This window comes from Paenibacillus paridis, assembly GCF_006345825.1.
Taxonomy (GTDB): Bacteria; Bacillota; Bacilli; order Paenibacillales; family Paenibacillaceae; genus Pristimantibacillus; species Pristimantibacillus paridis.
Genome location: NZ_VCIX01000083.1, coordinates 177,576 through 195,635, shown reverse-complemented (window position 1 = coordinate 195,635; position 18,060 = coordinate 177,576). Strand labels below are relative to the sequence as shown.

Genomic DNA, 18,060 nt, shown 5'->3' with positions numbered 1-18,060 from the left:
CTCTGGCAGATAGTCATTTTACATAGAATAGAGGGGATGAAATGGAGCATGTTCACGGTTCTTATGACAGCTTATTAGTTTTTTTCTCATATATCATTGCAGTAATGGCCTCATACACAGCACTGGATTTGGCCGGCAGAGTAAGCAATTCCAGAGGAAGCACACGAATCGGCTGGTTATTTTTTGGGGCAGTGTCCATGGGAATGGGAATATGGTCGATGCATTTTGTCGGCATGCTCGCTCTTAAGCTTCCGATACCGATTAAATATGATTTAGTCATCGTTTTATTGTCGGTCTTTGCAGCTATCGGCGCAGCTTACATAGCGCTTTACGTTGTCGGCCGCTACGAATTGACGAAGGCGCAGCTCTTCGTTGGCGGATTGCTTCTTGCGACGGGCATTTCGGTTATGCATTACGTCGGGATGGCAGCGATGCTCATTCATATTACGTACAGCCCATTTGTTTTTGTGCTTTCGATTTTAATCGCGGTTGTCGCATCGATCGCGGCTTTGTGGCTGTCCTTTTATTTTCGCAAGGGCGACCAGAGCGGAGAGGTGTGGAAAAAGATTGGAAGCGGAGCCATTATGGGCGCTGCAATTTCCGGGATGCATTACACGGGTATGACAGCGGCTAATTTCCATAACAGCAGCAAGCCTGCTCTGTTTTACGGCGTGATTTTGGATCAGCAATGGTTGGCTTATTTTATTGCCGGCGGCATTTTTTTTACGTTAAGCTTGTCCTTGTTCGGCATTTATATTTCGAAACGGCTTGCCCGGAAAGACTCGGAGATTGAGCAAAACGAGAAATGGTACAAATCCTTGTACGAAAATAGCCAAGACGGCATCGTGTCCGTGGATTTGCAAAATAGGGTCATCAGCCATAATTCCATTGCACTGCAAATTACCGGCTACAGCAGCAAGGAAGTCATTAATCAACCTGTTTCCAAGTTGGATGCGATCATTGTCAGCGAGGACCGTGCCCGAGTGAAGGAGATGTTTCAGAGGTCGTTTCAAGGAGAAACGATAAATCACGAAACCTCGATCATCCGAAACGACGGCGAGCGCCTTGAGTTAAGCGTAGCCAATGTCCCTGTAATCGTCGAGGGGAAAGTGGTTGGAAGCTATATTATTTTCAAAGACATTACGGAAGAAAAACAGGCGAAATTGAGAATAAATCATTTAGCCTTTCACGATGAACTGACGGGCCTGCCGAATCGCCGCTTGTTTAATCAGAGCATCGCCGAGGCCATCGAAGAGAATCTTAGCAAAGAGGCTCCTTTTGCGGTTATGGTACTCGACATCGACCGTTTCAAAATGATCAATGACTCGCTTGGGCATACGATCGGCGATCAGTTTCTGCAAGAGGTCAGCAGGCGCATCATGAAAGCAGTAGACGGGCATGAGGTTATGCTTGCACGAATGGGTGGCGATGAATTTACGCTGTTATGCCGCAATTACCTTTCCCAAGAAACGGTCGAGCGGCTTGCGAGCGAAATTATTCATTGCATTCAGGCCCCTTACCGTCTGAAAGACAGCGACTTCTATGTATCGGCCAGCATTGGCATCGCGCTGTATCCGGTGCATGGGCTCGATGATGTGCAGCTATTGAAAAATGCGGACACGGCCATGTACGAAGTGAAGAAAAAAGGGAAAAACGACTATCAATTTTTCTCTACGGAGCTGGATCAGAAGCTGCTGGAAAAGATTGAGCTGGAGAGCGATTTAAGGAAAGCCATTGAGCGTGGTGAGCTGCTGCTGCACTATCAGCCGCAAATTCGGGCCGAGGACCGGGCAATGGTTGGCATCGAAGCACTGGTCCGATGGGAGCATCCGACGAAAGGGCTGTTGTCGCCTGCGCTATTTATCCCGATCGCCGAGGAGACCGGCATTATTTATGAGATGGGTACCTGGGTGCTGCGGGAGGCTTGCCAGCAAATGCGGCAATGGCATGACGAGGGCGGGCCGTTAATCCCGATATCCGTAAACTTATCCTCACAGCAATTCCACCAGCCCAAGCTCGCAGAATATATTATGGCGATTTTGAAGGAGACGGGACTTGAGCCTGCTTATCTGGAGCTGGAGATCACTGAGAGCATGATGATGGACGCGACGGTGTCGAGCAGCATTTTGAATCAGTTGAATGAATACGGCATACGAATCAGCTTGGATGATTTTGGTACAGGATACAGCTCGCTTAGCTATTTAAAGATGTTCCCGATTCACAAAGTGAAGATCGACCGTTCTTTCATTCGGGAAATTACCGAGAATAACAATGACCGAGCGATCGTATCCACCATCATTGCGATGGCTCAGCATTTGAATATGGAGGTTATTGCGGAGGGCATTGAGACGAAGGACCAGCTGGATATTTTGACGGACAACTCATGCCAAAAAATTCAAGGTTACTATTTCAGCAAACCATTGTCTGCTGTTGATGTTGAGAAGGCATTTTTCATTCCCGAGCGTGCAAACATTAGCTAGCTTGCAGTCAGATTCTTTGATTTCATGAGATGCATTTATGAGCAGAATCTGACTGCAAAGGCTACTTACGTGAAGCTTGGAAGGCATCCAGACAGGACTTGCAGATGCAGGCCTTGTTGCGTTGCTCGTCTGGAAGCTGCTGGAGAAGCTCTTGAGGGAATTTTTCGTAAAAGCACCAGCAATTCGCTTGATCTTCTTTGACGGCTTTTATTCCGCAATGGTTTGGCTCGCCGCATAATGGACAATTCATTCGCGTATGCTCCTTCGTTTATAACAACAGCCCGTTCGCTTCCGGCGAAGGGGCTGTTTTGTTTCGTTATTGATGAGGTTCGGCTATTCAGTCGGTGCTTCAAGCACAAACTTCTCGATGACATGTCGAACGCCTTCTTCATTGTTGGACAGCGTTACATAATCGGCGATATCCTTGAGCGACTGAATAGCGTTGCCCATCGCAACGCCAAGGCCTGCGGCAAGGATCATTTCATTGTCATTCCACGCATCGCCAAGCGCAATCGTTTGATCCATGCTGCAGCCCAAATGCTCGGCCATAAAACGGAGGGCATGTCCTTTTGTGCCTTCCTTATGCATGAATTCCAAATAATGCGCCTTTGATTTCGTGATATGGACCCGGTCGCCAATCAGGAGCTTAAGTTCCTCGGCAATGATATCCAGCTTTGCTGGGTCATCGATAATGAGCATTTTATTCATTGGAAAATCGAGCAATTTATTAAAATCTGGTTCTATTTTATAAGGAATATTGGAAAGCTTGGAGTATGCTTTTATTTTGTCGTTGTCTTCTGTTCCGTATAGCTCGTCATTGACATACAGCTGCAGGTGGAGGCCATTAGCTTCGACGTAGGCGTGAAGCTCCTTGGCGGCATCGACCGGTACGTTTCTCTCATACAGGACTTGTCCGTCCAGCAGAGTTTTGACGAGGGCTCCTTGATAAGTAATAATAGGAACATTGAGTTCAATTTGTTTAGCGATTTTTTGGGCGGAAGCGAACATGCGGCCAGTTGCCAGCGTAACGGTTACGCCTTGTGCGATCGCAGCCTCCATCGCGCGCTTCGTACCTTCGGTTACCGTCAGGTTATCGGTTAATAAAGTGTCGTCAACATCAATAGCGATTAGTTTGTACATGCTTGCGGTGAAGCTCCTCTCTTGCTCTTTATATTTAAGATTAGGTTGATTGTAGCTAAAAAGAACCGCACATTCAAGACCGTGCGCGTTCTTTCGAAGTAAGTTTTGCTTCGTAAAACTAAGCGTATGCTTTCGAAGTAAGTTTTGCTTCGTAAAACTAAGCGTATGCTTTCGAAGTAAGTTTTGCTTCACAAAACTTTGTAGGAGATGAACAGATGAACGATTTTACATCAGCGGCTGCAAAACAACGGTTTGTGACTCTCTGCGTGATGGGTGCTGTATTGTTTACCGTGATTGGCTTCGCGCTTGGGGTTTTTTGGATGGGAAATCGCTATCCGATGCTCACAGAGCCGGTATTTAAGCAATTTACGGTATCCTATAACAAAATTATGAAGGATTATTTGAACGGAGCCGAAGCTAGCAAGCTCATTAACGGAGCGGCAGAGGGCATGGTTGCATCATTGGAGGACCCTTATTCCCGTTATTTAACGGAGAAGAAAGGGGATGCTTACACCCAATCTTACGAAGGTCAGATCTACGGTATCGGCGTAGAAACCCGCGAGGAGGAGGGGCAATTCGTCATCTCCGCGATTACGAAGGGCGCCCCAGCCGAGCGTGGAGGCTTGTTGATGGGCGATACAATTATCTCGGTAGATGGTCAGAAGCTTAGCGGCAAATCGTATGATGAGCTGATTGCACTCATTAGAGGAGAAGAAGGAACCTCAGTCTCGCTTCAAATTCAAAGGCCAGGTCAAACCGAGCTGATTGCCTTGACGCTAAAGCGCGAAGCGATACCGATCCATACGGTTACGTCTGAGCTGCTTGAAGGCGGAATCGGCCATGTGACGATCAGCCGTTTTGCGGAGAAGACAGCTGAAGAATTTACGGCTGCCCTTGAGGAGCTTCAGAAGAAAGAGCCGCTTAAAGGCCTTTTGCTGGACATGCGTTCCAATCCCGGAGGCTTGCTGCAGCCGACAATCAAAATCGCAAGCACTTTGATACCGAAAAATAAAGTTATTCTGAACGTTGTTTACAAAAACGAACGCCAGACCATTACGTATAAGTCTAAGCAAGAGAAGGAATGGACGATCCCGATTGTTGTCCTCGTGAATGGACAATCGGCTAGCGCGAGCGAGGTGCTGACGGCTGCCCTGAAAGAGTCTGCGGGAGCTGTAGTTGTCGGCGAGAAAACGTATGGCAAAGGCGTTGTACAGGCCTTTAATCAATTTAAGGATGGCTCTGTTTTAAGCCTTACGGAAGCGCAGTGGAAGACGCCTAATGGCACCTGGATCAATAAGCAGGGGGTATCGCCGGACGTTGCTGTTGCCCTGCCTGCCTTTACGCAGCTCAGGCCGCTTGCAATCGGTACAGATATGAAGGTCGGAAGCTACGGCGAGGACGTGAAGACGCTTCAGCAAATGCTTAAGGAGCTTGGCTACGCGCCAAACGGCCAAGAGGGGATGTTCGATGAAAAAACGGCGGAGGCGCTAAGCGAGTTCCAGAAGGCAGAAAAACTGGAGGCGACAGGCAGCTTTAACGACAAGACGGGCTATCAGCTTCTGGAGCGGCTTCGCGAGAAGCTTGGACGTGAGGACAGCCAATTGATCAAAGGCGTGGAGCTTCTTAAAAATCGCAGTTGACAACGGGGATGATAATCATTATCATCAAGTAGGTAGTTAATCCTTCGTTGCGCTGCGGGGTGGATCGGATGAAGAAGATCAAGTATTGCAAACGTAATTTGAAAAATGGCTCAGAACCGATTTATAAGGCTATGAAAAATCGATATCCGGATATCAAGCAGAAGAAAAGCGATTGCCTTGGCGATTGCAAAACCTGCAGGCTGGAGTGTTTTGTCGTCATTAAGTCGAAGACGGTTAGCGCGCCGTCGGCCGAGAAGCTTTATAAGCGACTGAAGAAGATGATCGGATAATCAAATAAAATGGTTACATTTACAAGAACGGCATTTGCCGTTCTTTATTTTTATGTTAGAATAAGTACAATCTAGGAAAGCTGAGGTGCACGAGCATGAATGATGGACTAGCAGAAGCATTAAACGAACAGATGAATTTTGAATTTTATTCAGCGCATGTGTATCTTGCCATGGCAGCTTATTGCTCCGGCGAAAGTCTTGACGGATTCGCTAATTTCTTCATCGTGCAAGCGGAGGAAGAACGTTTCCATGCTATGAAAATTTACAAATTCCTGAATGACCGCGGCCGTCGCGCCACGCTATCCGCTCTTGGAGAGCCGAATAACGAATATGCATCCATTTTGGATACATTTGAGCAAGGCTATGGACATGAACAGCAAAATACAAAACGCTTCTACAATCTTTCTGATTTGGCGATTAGCGATCGCGAGCATGCCACAATCAACTTCCTCAAATGGTTCATTGATGAGCAGGTAGAAGAAGAAGCGCTATTCGATAATATTATTCATAAGTTAAAGCGGATCGACAAAGACAGCAATGCCTTCTATATGCTGGATGCCGAGTTTGCTGGTCGCTCGTTTACGGCTCCAGCACTATAAGGCTCATTCACTATTATGAAATAAGCCAATTAGAGGCCGTCTACCGGGTAGAAACTTCTACTCAGGGGAAGGTCTCTTTTTGTATCTATTCTGGGTTGCCGTCATAGGAGATTACCATGAAAAAAATAGGGGTAGCTGTGGCTATCTTGATCGTATTATCCGCCTGCTCGAAGGACGGGCATCATGAACCGCAGGCTCCGCTGCTGTCTTTGGCATCAACAGAACTTCCCGAGCGTAAAGGATTCGTCACTCCGACAAGTGATCCTCCACCGCTCATCCAATTCCGAGACTTTTTGGATAAGGATGAGGAAACTCTCGACCGCCTGTTTGATAAGCCGGCGGTTGAACGCTCACGTGACGTCGATATGACCGAGCAAACGGAGGCTCAAGCTTATGACACGAAGGCTGGAATTGTAACAGTGACGTTTGCCAAAGGAAAAGCGAAGCAATTATCCATTGCGCTTGTCCATGATTTTGCTTATCCGGAAGACGCGATGAAAGCTATGGCAAGCATTGGGCTCTCGGGAGGATATTTGGATCTGGCGGCTGATCATCCAACAGAGGAATATATGAGTTTTAAGGAAGTGGAGGGCTTTTTTCTGGTTAACCTTCGAAGCGGCATGCCACGCGACCCAGAGAGAATATCCCGCATCGAAGCCATCATAGAACGTGCATCCAAATAAAAGAACCATTAGCCGCTATTGCTGCTAATGGTTCTTGGTTTTATTGGATAAGAGCAAGAAACGAATCGACAAGCTCAGGATCGAAGTGTTGCCCTCGCTGCTCGGATAGATAGGCAAGCGCTCTTTCTTCGGACCATTTTTCTTTGTAGGGACGCGTGCTGGTTAAGGCATCAAATACATCGACGACGCTAACAATTCGAGCCTCGATGGGGATGCCGTCTCCGGAGAGCTGGTGAGGATAACCGGTGCCGTCCCATTTTTCATGATGGTACAAAATAATATTTTTGCCTAGCTCCAGCTCTTGGTTAAATAAATCATCATTAAGCTCGGCATAGATTTTGTCAATAATGTCTACGCCGATTTGGGTATGCATCTCGACAATGTTGCGCTCATAATAAGCGAGCGGCCCTGGCTTGTATAAAATGCCTTCGGGAATGCCGGATTTGCCGATGTCATGCAAGATGCTGGAATGCGCGATCCGGTTTACTAGCTCCTCCGGCCAGCCAAGCTGCAGCCGTTCATTGTGGAAATGCGTGAGCCGCTCGGTAAGATCCCGCACACGGACGAGATGTTGCTCGATGCCGGGGTCGCGAATTTCACAGGAGATCGCAAGCACCTTCAGCATGGAGCTTTGAATGGAGCTGATTCGTTCCTCCGGCAAATAAAAGCCGCTTTTCAGCTTCTCCAGCTCACGGAAAACGCCGACATAGTAAACGGCTCCGGTGGATTCCAGCGGCGTGATTGTAATCGAGGAATGCCACACGCTGCTGTCCCTGCGACGGTTTGTAAATACGCCGGACCAAGGGGAGCCCTGTTTCAAAGCAGCCTTCATCTGGTCGTGCGTCTCCTTCGGCGTATAGGATGTTCTTAAAATACTAGCTCTTTTACCGATGATTTCTTCTGTAACATAGCCTGTAATTTTCTCGTAAGCGGGATTTACGGCTATGATATGATGCGCTTCATCGGTGATGATGACGGCATCTGCCAATTTAAGATACGGAGACAGCTGTTCATATGTGTTACTCATGAGGTTACTTTGCTCTCCTTAGCTCTTTTTTTTCGGAAGCAGCTTCGTTCCCTGCTCCATTTTGGATTGGCATAAAGGGCATAATCGGGATTCTGCCTGCGAATCCTCATACGTAATGATACGCTGCCATACTTGGCAGCTGTCGCTTGTGCACAGCCAGGCCAGAGCGGATTCGGATTGAGCATCCTCTTCTTGGCCGTTCATAAAAGCGGACCGAATAAATCGCGACAGCTCGGCAGGCTTGCCGCGATAGAGCGCAGGGGAGCTGACATACAGCTCCTCCTGTGCTCGCGTTACGGCAACATAGGCGAGTCTGCGCTCTTCCTCCAGCGCTTCCGCAAGGGCATCGTCCCCGGTCTGGATAGAGCTGCGGTCGCTGTGTTTATCGGCTGCAAGCGCAGAGCTGTGCGGCAATATGCCTTCCGAGGCGCCGATGACGAATACGACCGGAAACTCAAGCCCTTTGGACTTGTGGATCGACATAAGCGAAACGGAGCTCCGTTGATGGTCATGCTTGCGGAGCTGCTGAACAGCTGTATGCTTGTCTGTAATATCATCAATGTAGGCGAGGAAAGCCTCAATCGTATCGTAAACGCTAGCCGCAGCCTCGAATTCGTCTAGCACTTCCTTTAAGCCCTCTTTATGCTCCGTCATTTCATGGCGCTTGCTGGTTTCAAGGTATTGGTCATAAAAGGCTTGCCGAAGCTCCATAATAGCTGCAGCGGGCTTTAAATCAGCTAATGCTTTAATCAGCTTAATGCGTTCTTTGATTTTGTCCTTCTGAAACTCTTTCAGCTGTGGAAATTCAAGCAGATGGATGAGCGGCCACTTCTTCGCGCGTAGCTTATCCTGGTTCCAGATAAAAGCCATGGCCTGCTCACGGTTGACGTAGAGCGAAGGCAGCAAAATCTCCATTGCGTCGAAATTGCGCCGGTCCTGCACTAGCCTGAGATGTGCGAGCAACGGTTTTATCGCCCACTGGTCATAGAAGAGCTGACCATCTCCGAAGTCGATGAAGGGCAGTTCTCTGGTTAGCAGCAGCTCGACAAGCGCCCGGCTGCTGCTAGCTGTGCGGAAAAGTACCGCAAAATCCCCGTAAGACCGTTTGCCTTGTTCGGTTTGCAATGTTATGGTGTCTGCAATAAGCTTGGCTTCCTCCTGCGTCGTTTTGAGACGCGCATAAGAGGGATTTGAGCCTTTTGGCTTGACTGCAAGCAGCGTCTTCTCTTTGCGGAGTTTATTATATTGAATGATGGCATTGCCAAGTCCTACAATGGTGCTTGTTGAGCGATAATTGATATCGAGAACGTAGGTAGCTGCTCCCGGATATTGGTGCTCGAAATTCAGGATATAATCATTTTTGGCCCCGTTAAAGGAATAGATAGTCTGGTCATCATCGCCGACAACCATAAGATTGCGATGTTTATCGGCAAGCATTTGCACAAGCACATACTGAACTTGGTTCGTGTCTTGAAATTCGTCGATCATCACATATTGAAATCTCTGTTGGAGCGAAGCCAGCAGTTCGCTATCGTCTTTTAAGAGCTTATAAGCCTCGAGAAGCAGGTCATCGTAGTCCAGCTTGTCCATGTCCTGCTTCCATTTCTCGTAACGGGTGAAGAGCAGCTTAAGCTCGCGCTCCTCCGTTGTGGAGGATGGAAGGTCGCTAATATTGATCATCTGCAGCTTAATGGCAGAAAGCTGGGCCAGCAGCGTTTCGGGCTCGTATTCATTCTGAAGCAGCAGCTCGCGCATCAGCCGTTTGAAAAAAATATGCTTTTGTCCGGTTTCGCCAAGTATGCCCTGGCGGTAGCCGCGTCCTCGGAGCAGTTGGAGGCAGAACGAGTGGAATGTGCGAGCCTCTACGCCGCTAGCCGCTTGCGGATTAAGCATAGGAAGAGACCGGATGCGGCTGCGCATTTCGTCTGCCGCTTTCTTGGAGAAGGTCATCAGCAAAATCTGCTGGGGCTGCACGCCGTGTATCGCAAGCAGGTAAGCCGTCCGGCATACGAGAACGGAGGTTTTGCCCGATCCAGCCCCAGCTAACGTTAGCGCAGGTCCGCCGTTGTGCCGGACGGCAGCGATTTGCGGTCGATTGAGCGAGATGCCATACTGCTCCAAGCCGCGGAAAAATCCGGCGTCCTTCTCGCTGTTGCCGACAAGCTGGATGCTTGTTTTGGCCTCGGCAAGCGGGGCAAACGGAACCTCGCCGTTCCGGACGCCGATCGGAAATGTATAATAGTTATTGCTCACTTTATCACCTTCAACGAATTAGATGTATTGATTATAACAGAACCTTATCGGAAAGAGGGAAGCCATCATGATTGGACCAGCTAGAAAAGAAGATGTCCAGGAATTTCTTCCGCTGCTGCTAGCAGCAATCGGATCGATTGCCTATACGTTGGCCGGGACGGAGGATGACGCAGAAGCCGAACAGATCTTAGCCGATTTTTATACTCGGGAAGATAACCGGATCAGCCATAAGCATGTAATCGTTGATCGGAGGGAGGACGGCATTGCGGGCATTTTGGTCAGTTATCCAGGAGAAGGCGCAGAAGCGCTTGACATCCCTTTCCTTGAAAGGCCGGGGAGGGACAAAGGGGCACGTGCAGGTGAGCGTATCGTCGTTGAAGCCCAGGAGGGCGATTATTACTTGGACTCGATTTCCGTTTCCGAGCGTTATCAGGGGCAGGGTGTAGCTAAGGCATTAATCGGCGAGTTTGAGAAATTAGGAGCGAAGGAGGGCTGCAGCAGATTGTCACTCATTGTGGAGCCCTATAACACAAGAGCTCACTCTCTGTACCGGAAGCTTGGCTTTATCGAGGATGGTTCCATTTTGGTCAGCGGCAGCCGCTATATCCGAATGGTGAAGCCGCTGTAATTGGTTCAAAAGTTAATTATGGAATAAAAAGGGTTTCTACGGTAAGATGAGAGAGTTATGGCTAGATTATAGACTTTCATCGTAACCGGGAGCGTGTTATTCCATGTCCAATGCAAGCTTCAAATCGAAATTAGCGTACAGCTCGGGAAATTTGTCGGTCAACCTGATGGCGCAGGCTTTTGCCTCATACATCGTCTTTTATTATGTTGACGTGTTGGGTGTAGAGCCTGGCCTAATCAGCGTAGCTATGGTTATTCACGGCATCGTAAATGCGGTGCTGAATCCGTTGTTCGGGCATATCTCGGATCGTACGAGCTCCCGTTTTGGCAGGCGGATTCCCTATATGTTGTTCGGGATGGTACCGCTCGCAGCCTTGTTTACCGCCATTTGGTTTCCGCTTGGCACAGGTACGGAAGTGTTCTGGTATTTTCTAACGATTGTGCTGCTTTATGATATTTTATTCGTTATGGTCGTCCTGAACTATTCGGCTCTCTTTCCGGAAATGTTCACCACGATGAAGGAACGGGCAACCGTATCCTCTTGGCGGCAAATGTTCGGCATTGTCGGCATGATTATTGGCGTGGCGCTGCCGCCCCTTGTATACGGCAACTTGGGTTGGGGGCCCATGGGAGCGATTTTTGCAGGCATAGCATTGGTCTTCTTTATCGTCATGGTATCTTCCAGCAAGGAGAAAACCGTCGTAGATCGCGAGAAGATTGGCTTTGTTGAGTCGTTAAAATTCACCTTTTCAAATAAGGCGTTTGTTTTGTTCGTCATTGGCAGTTTTTTCGTGCAATTTACGTTTGCCATGCTGCCTGCGGCAATTCCGTTCTTCACCAAATACGTACTTGGTGCCGAGGACGCAAGCAATACGATTTTGCTCGGAGCGATCTTTATCGCTGCCATACCTTGCGTTTATTTATGGGGCCGGCTGGTGCAAAAATGGGGCGCTCGCAAAACGGTGCTGATCGCGGTCAGCATTTACGCTTTGGCGATGGTTCCGTTTGTATTCGTGTCAAGCGTAGCGGCGGCGGCTTTGGCTGCCGCTGCTATCGGCATCGGCCTTGCGGGCCTTCTCGTTCTTCTGGACGTGCTATTGTCGGAAATTATCGACGAGGACGAGCAGCGGACGAAGGTGCGCAGGGAAGGCATGTATTTTGGCATGAACGGCTTTATTGTCAAATGGGGCGTATCGCTGCAGGCGGTAGTGCTTGGCTTGATTTTGGAGGCGACAGGCTACAAGAAGGATGCCGTGCAGGCAGAGGCTGCGGTATGGGGAATTCGTTCCATGCTGAGCTTTATTCCATTTGTCGCTTTGCTGATCGCCCTTGTGTTCTTTTACCTGTATCCGATACGCCAAACTAAATCTACTACAAGAAGCGGTGACCTGGAGGCATGACTCGTTGTTTGGAATGGTTAAAGCAAAATCGAATGCTTGTTTTGCTGTTTCTAATTGGAGCCGCGGTGCGAGTCTTGTACGCCGGCTCTATACCGGGCGGCTTGAATCAGGATGAGGCATCTATCGGCTATGAAGCCTATTCGATTTTGCATTTTGGTATGGATCGCAATGGCATTAAGCTGCCGATTCACTTAATCGCTTGGGGAAGCGGCCAAAATGCACTATATGCGTATTTGTCTATGCCTTTTATCTATTTATTTGGTTTAACTCCGCTATCGGTACGGATGGCCAGTATTTTGCTAGGTCTGATCGGCATGGTGTTATTTTACTTAATTGCATTGCAGCTATTTAATAAAAAGCAAGCAGCGGTTGCGGCAGCTTTTTTCATCGTGATTTGCCCTTGGCATATCATGATGTCGAGATGGGCGCTTGAATCTAATATTTTTCCCACATTCGTGCTGATCGCCGTTTTTTTCTTGTTGAAAGCGTTCCGTCAGCCCAAGTGGCTGATCGCGTTTACGGTAACGCTCGCTATCTCGCTTTACGCCTATGGCACGTCTTACTTTTTTGTGCCGGTGTTCGGTGCAGCCCTGCTGACCTTGTTTGTGGTGAGGAAGACGTTCGCGCTAAGGGTGCTGCTGTGGAACGCTTTGGCCTTCCTTATCCTTGCGCTGCCCATCGGTTTATTTCTAGTCATTAACCGTTTCGGCATGGCGACCCTATCCTTCGTGTTTTCGATTCCGAAGCTTACGGTCCCTAGGGTAGAGCAAGTATCCACTGCGTTTGAAGGCGATGCCATATCGATGCTTGCGCAAAATTTTAAACATTTTTCTAAAATGTACCTCACGCAAAATGACGGTCTGCTGTGGAATGCAATACCGGGATACGGCTTCTTGTATCCCATCGGCCTTCCGCTTGTTGCAATCGGCATGGTTTACGGCGTATATCAATTAATCAAATCGTTCCGTGTCGAAACGGCTGTCATTGCGATTTGGTTTGGCACGGCCGTACTGATGACGCTGATCACGGACGTTAATATTAACCGGATCAACATTATTTTTTATCCTACCGTATTTACAGCGGCAGCGGGACTCATGTGGATGCATAAGCGGATCAAGTATTCGTTTGTCGTTGTGATCAGTGCATTTTCGGTATTTTTTATCCTTTTTTGCAGCCAGTACTTTACGGCTTATGCCAAGCAAATTAGCCCGCTTTTCTTCGAATCCTTTGGAGAGGCCGTGCAGTATGCTTCAGATGAGACCGCAGGCAAGGTATACGTGACCGATCAAGTCATGATGCCGTATATCTATGTCCTGTTTTATGAGAAAATCAATCCTCAGCATTTTTTGGATACGGTTGATTATATCAATCCAGGCGGCCAGTTCCAATTTGTCCGTTCCTTTGGGAGGTATGAATTCGGTACTCCGCAGCTTAGGCCAAGTGAGGATGCCGCTTATATTTTTTCAAACAACGACGCCATTCCGGACGAGAGCTCAGGCTATACGATCAAGCGCTTTAAGCATTATACGGTAGTTAGCGGCAAAAGCAATGGCACGATAACGACGCAGCAGCCTCACGAATCTTTCCTTAACGGCGGATTGGAGGAGGGCTCGCGATATTGGGTGTTTTCAGGTGGTGCAGGCATAGGGACCAACCGGCCATTCAGCGGCTCGAACCTGCTTTATTTGGACCCAGGCGCGGAGCATAACGCCGCTCAAACCTTTATCAGCATGGACAGCGGCCAATACGTCCTGAGAGCCAAGGTTAGCGCAGGCGGCGAGGGTGGCAGCATCGGAATTTCGGTTAACGGCGTACAAGCTGTGGAGCAAGCGGTACCGATGGCAGAAGAATACGTGGATGCTCAGCTTCCTGCTGTGACAGTAGCTATGCAGGACGAGGTATCCGTTTATTTTACTGGGGGAGCAGGGTGGCTGAACGCGGATGATGTGGAGTGGGAAAAACAATGATAAGACAAGGTCCAGAGCTCTACGAATGGGAGTATTTACTTGAGTGTGAAGCCGAGAGAGCGGATCATGAATTGAATTGGTACTATACGGGAGCTTCCTTCGAATTAAAGCGAAACGGAATCCGTTTGGAGCTGACCGTGCAGCCGGCCATAGGCAGCAGCGAGCTTAGTTTGTACTTGAACAACTCGATACTGGTTCATCTCGAGCTGGAAAATATTATCGAAGCCCGGTTAACGAAAGCGGATGACAAGGAAGGCTTCGTCTTGTTTTTTGATCATGAGCACCTGCTTAAACCATTAATCGTTCAGACCAAACCTATCATCACATTGGATTGGGGCAGCAGGCTTGAGCAATCAGCACAATTAAACGAATTCACATGTTAGTAATTGCTTCTTCTATGTATGTCAGGGTCCGATCTGCTTACTCTCCAATTGTTTTTTTATCGCGCCACTGCTAGACGGATGACATTGGAGATGAAGTTGGCTGCAGTAGCAGTTTAGTTACAATTGAAGTAGCGGTAGTAGCAATAGCTATTGTAAGTCGTAGCAGCAGTTGTAGTTGCTCTACATTAGCTAGACTTCTCACTGTTGGCTGTCCAAATTTGCTGAAAATTTCGCACCGTTTGATTTAACGGGAATTTATCTCGCAATTTTAAGCGGTTTTAAGATTTTGAGGAATTTAGCTGGAATTTCTCCTTTTAATTCCATTAAAATAGCCGAAATTGGCTTGAATTGATTGAATTTACGGGATAAATTCCCTCTATTTCAATTGTGAAGTGAATAAAGCCAGTTTAGCAGGATAAATTCCAGCTAAATCCTAAGCACAAGTCAAACAGACAGCGGTTAGATTAAACAAGAAAGGCGCACCCATCGGGTGCGCCTTTCTTGTTTAACCATTATTCAGCCACAGGCTCGCCGTTAATATAGTAACTATCCTCGCGATAGGCATGGAAGACGATTTCAATTTCAGGGATGCCTAGCTCGGCTACATGCGCGGTGACTGCTTGAGCGAAGCGGTTACGCACCTGCTGTCCGCGCTCGAACCAGCCTACCTCAATGAAGGCGAAGTCAGGGTCTCCTGCTTCGCTGCCGAAGACATTGGTCGCGTGAAGGCAGGCCATCGTAAAATTATCGGTACCGCACTCACAGATGGCGGCAAGCTCGGTAGCGAGCGGTAAGGATACGGCGTGCAGTTTATCTGCGGGTACACCACGAAATAATAGATGCGGCATCGCGTCAACCTCCTGTTTACTCGGTAGTATGGAAAGGCTTCAAGAACAGCTTCGGAATGTCGGTTTCAAACCGGACCAGCTTGCCCGTAATCGGATGAGTAAAAGCGAGAACGCGCGCATGCAGGCCAAGCCGGCCGATAATACGTGTGCGTGCGCCATACTTTTTGTCGCCGACGACCGGATGTCCGATGTCCTCCATATGAACGCGGATCTGATTTTTTCGTCCCGTTTCGAGATTAATTTCGAGCAAGGAGAAGTTTTTGTTGCTGCGAAGCACCTTATAATGCGTCACGGCATGCAATCCGTCGTTCGCGTAGGAGCTGGAATACATTTTGAGCGTTTTGCTTTCCTTGAGCCAGGAGCTAATCGTTCCTTTCTCCTTCTTAACCGCACCTTCTACCAAAGCCACATAGATTCGCTCCTGCACCGTATCCTGCCAGCTGTTTTGGAGCTGCTGCTGAACGGCTTCGCTCTTGGCAAACATCATAACACCGGATGTGTCGCGGTCTAGTCTATGCACTACGAAAATCCGGTTTTTCGCGTTTTCTTGCCGCACATGCGCCATCAGCTGGCGGTATGCGGTAATTTCATTCTCCGGCGCTGCGTCTGACGAGATCGACAGCAGGCCCGAGTCCTTCTTGATGACGATAATATGCTCGTCCTCGAACAGGATCGATAGACCTTCCAGCGGAAGTTTCTCTTGCGGGCGGTCTTTGCCAACCGTAACGGTTTGGCCGGGCTGGAGCGGGTAATTGTAGGCCGTGGTTGATTTTCCTCCCACGGACACCTGGCCATGGGCCAGAATCGACTTGACGACATTGCGTCCAGCACCTGATATGTTTTTTATAAGAAACGGGAGCAGCTCCATCGGTTCGGTAACCGGATAAGACTTGCTTTTATCCGCCTGTGATTGAGGAGCGCCGCGCTTTTTCCCCCTGTGCATGCTAAAAAACCTCCTAGATTCAATGCTCCTACTATACCACGAGTGCAGCCATCAGTTCTAATGTTCAATTTGCCTGAGCTGCAGTACTCTATCAAATCCATTCTAATAGACAAAGCATGAAGAGGAATGGTAGGATAATTGGTAGAAAAACCAATTGGTGAAAATGGAAGAGGCTGGAGGAAACCATCGCGTGAATACAAAATTAGTAAAGTCTTTGCTTAGCCCCTTGCTTGTAGCGGGCTTGCTGTTTGCTCCCATACAAGGGTTTGGCGACAGTTCCGTAGCGGCAGCGAGTGCTACGAATATGGCGGTTGCCTCCGCAACGCAGCAATTGCAGGTTATCGTTGATGGAAAGAAGCTGTCTCTATCTGCGGCAGCTTATGCAGAGAAAGGCGTTACCTTTGTTCCGATGCGTGATATTTTCACGGCATTGGGCGCTTCTGTAACTTGGGAGGGCAAGACGGGAACGATCATTGGCCGCAAAGGCAATATTACGATTTCTCTTCAAGTTGGAAGCAAGCAAGCGGTCATCAACGGCAAATCCGTGAAGCTCGACGCGGCTGCGGCCGTTCGCAAAGGGGTTACCTTTGTGCCGGTTCGTTTTATTTCCGAATCTTTGAACGCCACGGTCAAGTGGGACAGCAAGGCTAACGCAGTCAGAATTACTTCGGTAGAGGCTGGAGAAGAAGCGGAATATCAGGAATGGCTAGAGCAGCAGAAAAATCTGCCTACGATGACAAGCAAAGAAATCGTTGATAAGTTTGATGCAAGCGTCGTGCTTATCATGACTAATCGTGCGCAAGGCAGCGGCGTAGTCATTGGCGATAATCTGATTCTTACGAATTACCATGTCATCTCGGATGCTTCCTCTGCAACCGCGCTTACGCTGCGGGGCAAGGAGATGAAAATCACGGGTGTGGTCAGCTACGACGAAAATGCAGATCTGGCGATTGTCAAAACAGAAGCATCTCTTAATCTCCCTGTCGTAGAGCTGGGCTATGGCTTTAATTCTTATAAGGGCAGTAAGGTTGTTGCAATCGGAAGCCCATTAGGACTGCAAAATACGGTTTCGGATGGTCTCGTCAGCAACATTGCCTATGAGAATAGCATTCGCTATATTCAAACAAGCGCTCCCATCGATCACGGAAGTTCAGGAGGAGCATTGTTTAATGAATACGGAGAGCTGGTAGGCATAACTACGCTTGGATATTCCAATACGAATGCAGATCTCAACTTTGCCGTGTCCGTTATTCATGCAGCAAGCTTGAATAGCCAGGTCACGAAAGAAGCGATTGCCGCTGCCAAGTTCTTGCCATCAAGCTTGCCGGACACGTTGGTTGGAGCGCCTGAGGCGGATATCGAGAAGCTGCTTAAGGATCAATATTCCGCAATTTCGACGACCGAGGGAGAAGCGAAAATGACCAATTGGTCGGCAAAACGCGACTCTGCCGGCTGGCTCGTGCTAACGGCTGATATCGATCCATTGTTTTATATGTACTATGGTCCGGCGACAGCGCAAGAGCTGCGGATGTGGACGATTAATTTGGGCTATGAGTTCCACGAACTGCTGCCTGATGACAAAATCCAGGTCGTCATCTCGTTCCAGCGCGATTATGGCTTTGAACCACGCGGCTTCGCTGCGGGCGAGGTAACCTCGCTTGGCAGCGATAAATGGCGGGTAAGGTACCCGGTCATCGATATGCAGCTGAAAAACGAGCTGTATATTAAGCTCAGAGGCTAGTCATTCAAAGAGGTATCCTGCAGCGGCGATCGCCGGCAA

16 protein-coding genes are annotated in these 18,060 nt (G+C 48.6%); 10 read left to right on the top strand and 6 right to left on the bottom strand.

Annotated features, from left to right (window positions below):
* Window positions 1–41 precede the first annotated feature (41 nt).
* Window positions 42–2,480, top strand: coding sequence for a bifunctional diguanylate cyclase/phosphodiesterase (locus tag FJQ58_RS12665; RefSeq protein ID WP_139993895.1), 2,439 nt, complete (start codon window positions 42–44; stop codon window positions 2,478–2,480).
* A 61-nt stretch (window positions 2,481–2,541) separates the two neighbouring features.
* Here the strand turns inward: FJQ58_RS12665 and FJQ58_RS12660 are convergent, their stop codons facing one another.
* Complete coding sequence (locus FJQ58_RS12660) at window positions 2,542–2,730, bottom strand: cysteine-rich CWC family protein (RefSeq protein ID WP_139993894.1); 189 nt, start codon at window positions 2,728–2,730, stop codon at window positions 2,542–2,544.
* A gap of 83 nt (window positions 2,731–2,813) precedes the next feature.
* On the bottom strand, window positions 2,814–3,620 hold the full coding sequence (locus tag FJQ58_RS12655) for a Cof-type HAD-IIB family hydrolase (RefSeq protein WP_139993892.1): 807 nt from the start codon (window positions 3,618–3,620) through the stop codon (window positions 2,814–2,816).
* A gap of 215 nt (window positions 3,621–3,835) precedes the next feature.
* Between FJQ58_RS12655 and FJQ58_RS12650 the strand changes: the two genes are divergently transcribed.
* The 4 genes from FJQ58_RS12650 to FJQ58_RS12635 all read left to right on the top strand — a co-directional run bounded on the left by FJQ58_RS12650 (window position 3,836) and on the right by FJQ58_RS12635 (window position 6,832).
* Window positions 3,836–5,260 carry a S41 family peptidase gene (locus FJQ58_RS12650; protein WP_139993890.1) on the top strand — a complete coding sequence of 475 codons (1,425 nt, stop codon included), beginning with the start codon at window positions 3,836–3,838 and terminating at the stop codon, window positions 5,258–5,260.
* 68 nt (window positions 5,261–5,328) lie between these two features.
* Window positions 5,329–5,550: a DUF1450 domain-containing protein gene (locus tag FJQ58_RS12645; RefSeq protein WP_139993888.1), complete on the top strand. Its 222-nt coding sequence runs from the start codon at window positions 5,329–5,331 to the stop codon at window positions 5,548–5,550.
* A gap of 95 nt (window positions 5,551–5,645) precedes the next feature.
* Window positions 5,646–6,149: a ferritin gene (locus FJQ58_RS12640; RefSeq protein ID WP_139993886.1), complete on the top strand. Its 504-nt coding sequence runs from the start codon at window positions 5,646–5,648 to the stop codon at window positions 6,147–6,149.
* A gap of 116 nt (window positions 6,150–6,265) precedes the next feature.
* The gene (locus FJQ58_RS12635; RefSeq protein ID WP_139993884.1) at window positions 6,266–6,832 is read left to right on the top strand and encodes a hypothetical protein; all 567 of its coding nucleotides are present in this window, start codon (window positions 6,266–6,268) and stop codon (window positions 6,830–6,832) included.
* A gap of 40 nt (window positions 6,833–6,872) precedes the next feature.
* Here FJQ58_RS12635 and FJQ58_RS12630 read toward each other — a convergent pair whose 3' ends face one another.
* A complete protein-coding gene (locus FJQ58_RS12630; protein ID WP_139993882.1) occupies window positions 6,873–7,859 on the bottom strand; it encodes an HD domain-containing phosphohydrolase in 987 nt (328 codons plus the stop codon).
* An 18-nt stretch (window positions 7,860–7,877) separates the two neighbouring features.
* Window positions 7,878–10,112, bottom strand: coding sequence for a UvrD-helicase domain-containing protein (locus FJQ58_RS12625; RefSeq protein WP_139993880.1), 2,235 nt, complete (start codon window positions 10,110–10,112; stop codon window positions 7,878–7,880).
* Window positions 10,113–10,179: 67 nt separating this feature from the next.
* Here FJQ58_RS12625 and FJQ58_RS12620 point away from each other — a divergent pair, with 67 nt between their 5' ends.
* The 4 genes from FJQ58_RS12620 to FJQ58_RS12605 all read left to right on the top strand — a co-directional run bounded on the left by FJQ58_RS12620 (window position 10,180) and on the right by FJQ58_RS12605 (window position 14,489).
* Window positions 10,180–10,740, top strand: coding sequence for a GNAT family N-acetyltransferase (locus FJQ58_RS12620; protein ID WP_139993878.1), 561 nt, complete (start codon window positions 10,180–10,182; stop codon window positions 10,738–10,740).
* Window positions 10,741–10,843: 103 nt separating this feature from the next.
* Complete coding sequence (locus FJQ58_RS12615) at window positions 10,844–12,139, top strand: MFS transporter (protein WP_139993876.1); 1,296 nt, start codon at window positions 10,844–10,846, stop codon at window positions 12,137–12,139.
* An 8-nt stretch (window positions 12,140–12,147) separates the two neighbouring features.
* The gene (locus tag FJQ58_RS12610) at window positions 12,148–14,106 is read left to right on the top strand and encodes a glycosyltransferase family 39 protein (protein ID WP_162341472.1); all 1,959 of its coding nucleotides are present in this window, start codon (window positions 12,148–12,150) and stop codon (window positions 14,104–14,106) included.
* Window positions 14,103–14,489, top strand: coding sequence for a hypothetical protein (locus FJQ58_RS12605; protein ID WP_139993872.1), 387 nt, complete (start codon window positions 14,103–14,105; stop codon window positions 14,487–14,489). Before FJQ58_RS12610 ends, FJQ58_RS12605 begins: the two co-directional genes overlap by 4 nt.
* 512 nt (window positions 14,490–15,001) lie before the next feature.
* On the opposite strand, the gene FJQ58_RS12600 is transcribed toward FJQ58_RS12605, so the two are convergent.
* Window positions 15,002–15,337, bottom strand: coding sequence for a DUF1904 family protein (locus tag FJQ58_RS12600; protein WP_139993870.1), 336 nt, complete (start codon window positions 15,335–15,337; stop codon window positions 15,002–15,004).
* A 16-nt stretch (window positions 15,338–15,353) separates the two neighbouring features.
* The gene (locus FJQ58_RS12595; RefSeq protein WP_139993868.1) at window positions 15,354–16,280 is read right to left on the bottom strand and encodes an RluA family pseudouridine synthase; all 927 of its coding nucleotides are present in this window, start codon (window positions 16,278–16,280) and stop codon (window positions 15,354–15,356) included.
* Between the two features lie 190 nt (window positions 16,281–16,470).
* Between FJQ58_RS12595 and FJQ58_RS12590 the strand changes: the two genes are divergently transcribed.
* On the top strand, window positions 16,471–18,021 hold the full coding sequence (locus FJQ58_RS12590; RefSeq protein WP_162341470.1) for a stalk domain-containing protein: 1,551 nt from the start codon (window positions 16,471–16,473) through the stop codon (window positions 18,019–18,021).
* Window positions 18,022–18,060: the final 39 nt, after the last annotated feature.

Coding starts and splice junctions, on each gene's coding strand:
- FJQ58_RS12635 (WP_139993884.1), top strand. CDS start 6,266: ATGAAAAAAATAGGGGTAGCTGTGGCTATCTTGATCGTATTATCCGCC.
- FJQ58_RS12645 (WP_139993888.1), top strand. CDS start 5,329: ATGAAGAAGATCAAGTATTGCAAACGTAATTTGAAAAATGGCTCAGAA.
- FJQ58_RS12620 (WP_139993878.1), top strand. CDS start 10,180: ATGATTGGACCAGCTAGAAAAGAAGATGTCCAGGAATTTCTTCCGCTG.
- FJQ58_RS12595 (WP_139993868.1), bottom strand. CDS start 16,280: ATGCACAGGGGGAAAAAGCGCGGCGCTCCTCAATCACAGGCGGATAAA.
- FJQ58_RS12640 (WP_139993886.1), top strand. CDS start 5,646: ATGAATGATGGACTAGCAGAAGCATTAAACGAACAGATGAATTTTGAA.
- FJQ58_RS12655 (WP_139993892.1), bottom strand. CDS start 3,620: ATGTACAAACTAATCGCTATTGATGTTGACGACACTTTATTAACCGAT.
- FJQ58_RS12630 (WP_139993882.1), bottom strand. CDS start 7,859: ATGAGTAACACATATGAACAGCTGTCTCCGTATCTTAAATTGGCAGAT.
- FJQ58_RS12660 (WP_139993894.1), bottom strand. CDS start 2,730: ATGAATTGTCCATTATGCGGCGAGCCAAACCATTGCGGAATAAAAGCC.
- FJQ58_RS12600 (WP_139993870.1), bottom strand. CDS start 15,337: ATGCCGCATCTATTATTTCGTGGTGTACCCGCAGATAAACTGCACGCC.
- FJQ58_RS12665 (WP_139993895.1), top strand. CDS start 42: ATGGAGCATGTTCACGGTTCTTATGACAGCTTATTAGTTTTTTTCTCA.
- FJQ58_RS12615 (WP_139993876.1), top strand. CDS start 10,844: ATGTCCAATGCAAGCTTCAAATCGAAATTAGCGTACAGCTCGGGAAAT.
- FJQ58_RS12605 (WP_139993872.1), top strand. CDS start 14,103: ATGATAAGACAAGGTCCAGAGCTCTACGAATGGGAGTATTTACTTGAG.
- FJQ58_RS12650 (WP_139993890.1), top strand. CDS start 3,836: ATGAACGATTTTACATCAGCGGCTGCAAAACAACGGTTTGTGACTCTC.